Source organism: Shigella sp. FJ200513, from assembly GCF_040495915.1.
GTDB lineage: Bacteria > Pseudomonadota > Gammaproteobacteria > Enterobacterales > Enterobacteriaceae > ECMA0423.
Genome location: NZ_JBDYCV010000207.1, coordinates 1 through 2,383, shown reverse-complemented (window position 1 = coordinate 2,383; position 2,383 = coordinate 1). Strand labels below are relative to the sequence as shown.

At 48.2% G+C, this 2,383-nt stretch carries 2 protein-coding genes, 4 tRNA genes and 1 pseudogene; all 7 read left to right on the top strand.

The features are described from left to right. Window positions 1-102, top strand: a pseudogene (locus ABZJ92_RS21430) (hypothetical protein); the annotation flags it as partial. Next, window positions 102-461 carry a RusA family crossover junction endodeoxyribonuclease gene (locus tag ABZJ92_RS21425; RefSeq protein ID WP_001215517.1) on the top strand — a complete coding sequence of 120 codons (360 nt, stop codon included), beginning with the start codon at window positions 102-104 and terminating at the stop codon, window positions 459-461. The pseudogene ABZJ92_RS21430 and the gene ABZJ92_RS21425, both read left to right, overlap by 1 nt. Further along, a complete protein-coding gene (locus ABZJ92_RS21420; RefSeq protein ID WP_001064885.1) occupies window positions 458-1,147 on the top strand; it encodes a bacteriophage antitermination protein Q in 690 nt (229 codons plus the stop codon). The genes ABZJ92_RS21425 and ABZJ92_RS21420 overlap by 4 nt, the downstream gene beginning before the upstream one ends. Before the next feature lie 176 nt (window positions 1,148-1,323). Continuing rightward, window positions 1,324-1,399: transfer RNA gene (locus ABZJ92_RS21415), tRNA-Ile, on the top strand. A gap of 1 nt (window position 1,400) precedes the next feature. Then, window positions 1,401-1,477 (top strand) — tRNA-Arg (locus ABZJ92_RS21410). A gap of 2 nt (window positions 1,478-1,479) precedes the next feature. Further along, window positions 1,480-1,555: transfer RNA gene (locus ABZJ92_RS21405), tRNA-Thr, on the top strand. A gap of 3 nt (window positions 1,556-1,558) precedes the next feature. Then, window positions 1,559-1,633: transfer RNA gene (locus ABZJ92_RS21400), tRNA-Gly, on the top strand. The last annotated feature ends 750 nt before the right edge of the window (window positions 1,634-2,383 follow it).

Below are 2,383 nucleotides of genomic sequence, written 5' to 3'. Positions count from 1 at the left end.
CATCGCGCACAGAAAGCAGTAGATGAGCTGGTGGACTGTGTGGCAGAGCTGGAAACCAGAGTCGGAAAGTTTGAAAAGCTGGTGCAGGAGGTGCTGCGCTGATGCGCCATGAGTTTATTTTACCTTATCCGCCGACGGTGAATACTTACTGGCGACGTCGTGGCAGCACATATTTTGTATCAAAAGCCGGTGAGCGTTATCGCCGGGATGTGGCGCTTATTGTCCGTCAGCAGCGACTGAAATTAAGCCTGTCCGGAAGACTGGCGATAAAGATTATTGCAGAGCCACCGGATAAGCGGCGTCGTGACCTGGACAATATCCTGAAAGCACCACTGGATGCACTGACACATGCGGGGTTGCTTATCGACGACGAGCAGTTTGATGAAACCAATATTGTGCGCGGACTGCCTGTTCCTGGTGGTCGGTTGGGGATAAAAATCACAGAGCTGGAGTGTGCATGAATAACCAGTATTTACAGTTTGTTCGTGAGCAGCTCATTATCGCCACCGCTGATTTGAGTGGGGCGACAAAAGGTCAGCTTGAAGCCTGGCAGGAGAATGCCATGTTCGATACAGGGCGTTACAGGCGTAAAAAAATCCGGTACCGCGATGAGGTGACCGGAAAAATGATAACGCGGGATAATCCACCAATCCCGGGAAAACAATCACTGGCGAAGGGGGCGTCAATTCCTCTGGTCAGTCAGGTTGCGTTTTCGACATCATCGTGGCGGCGGGCTGTTCTGTCTCTTGAAGAGCACTATAAAGCCTGGTTGTTGTGGTGTTACAGCGGAAGTATTTGCTGGGAGTATCAGATCACCATAACCCACTGGGCGTGGGAAGAGTTTAAGGCTCATTCTGGCACTAGGAAAATTGCAGAGAAAACACAGGAACGCCTGAAAAAATTAATCTGGCTGGCGGCGCAGGCGGTAAAAGCAGAACTTTTTGGTGGGGAAGGTTATGAATATCAGGAGCTGGCATTACTGGCGGGAGTAACAACCAAAAACTGGTCCAAAACATTTACTGGTCACTGGGTTGTAATGAAACACATTTTTCACCGACTGGATAGTGAGGCTTTATTGTTTGTGATGAGAACACGTTCAGAACAAAAAGCGGCATTTTCAAAGCAAAGTATTGCAAAAGTAGATTAAAAGGCATATATCTCATGCAAATCTGATACTTTGCCGATTTTGTACGCGATGGTAAAGTAAGCAAAACCCGCCGCCGAGCGGTTTTTTTATGCCTGAAAAATGGCACAGGACGTTAAACGTGCTGGTGGTCAGATGAGTTTGCAGATGTGATGACATATGGTTATTATTCTGCCTCCGGCCCTTTAGCTCAGTGGTGAGAGCGAGCGACTCATAATCGCCAGGTCGCTGGTTCAAGTCCAGCAAGGGCCACCAACCACCACTAGCTCATCCGGATAGAGCATCAACCTTCTAAGTTGACGGTCCGAGGTTCGAGTCCTCGGTGGTGGGCCAGCGCCGACTTAGCTCAGCAGGCAGAGCAACTGACTTGTAATCAGTAGGTCACCAGTTCGATTCCGGTAGTCGGCACCATATGCGGGCATCGTATAATGGCTATTACCTCAGCCTTCCAAGCTGATGATGCGGGTTCGATTCCCGCTGCCCGCTCCAGCGAGATTTGAGACGAAGGTTGTTATTTGCACTGACACAATATTGTGTGGGAATGTCTGACTCCTTACCATCTCCTGTTCTGTGATGTTGTTTTGTTGCAGTTCCAGTGCTCTTTTTTCAGCACCAGAATGGTGCATTGTCGGTCAGGTTACGTAGTGAACCTCTGGCAGGGGACTGATGATTCATCATTCTGGTGTTGTAAATATCTCTTCGGACAACTTACAAAATATTCTAAGCAAACCCCGGGAACACACTCTTAACTGCCTTGGCTGGCGGTTTTTTGTACAGCGCTCGGTATGTGTGAGCTGGAAATCAGATTTTGCATGGACTGGAATCATGCTGTTATTTAGGGGCGAAGAACTGGCTTTTTCTTCCGCCTTCTCACCAGTAACGATTAGAAAAATAATGAAATGCCCCCCTCCGGGGAGGAGGACCGTAGAAAAAAGGACCCGCCAGCAAAAACATTGGGGATGAACAGCTTTCGCTACTCAGATTGCTGGCGGGTAAAGTTCCTCATGAATTAAGAATGCTACGCGATCTTTTTTAATGGAAATGAAAATTATTGTCAATTAGTCGTGCGTGTTTTTTCATACAATATTGGTAAAGGTGATTCAGGTCATCAGAGTTTTGCTGATGGCCTTTTTTCTTTCCGATAGCACAGGTCTGTCGGGGGGTGCCCCTATTAAGTTGTCAAGCATGTTATGACCCCTGCGGGGTATAAAAAGTCCCGTCGCGCATCATGGCGAACAG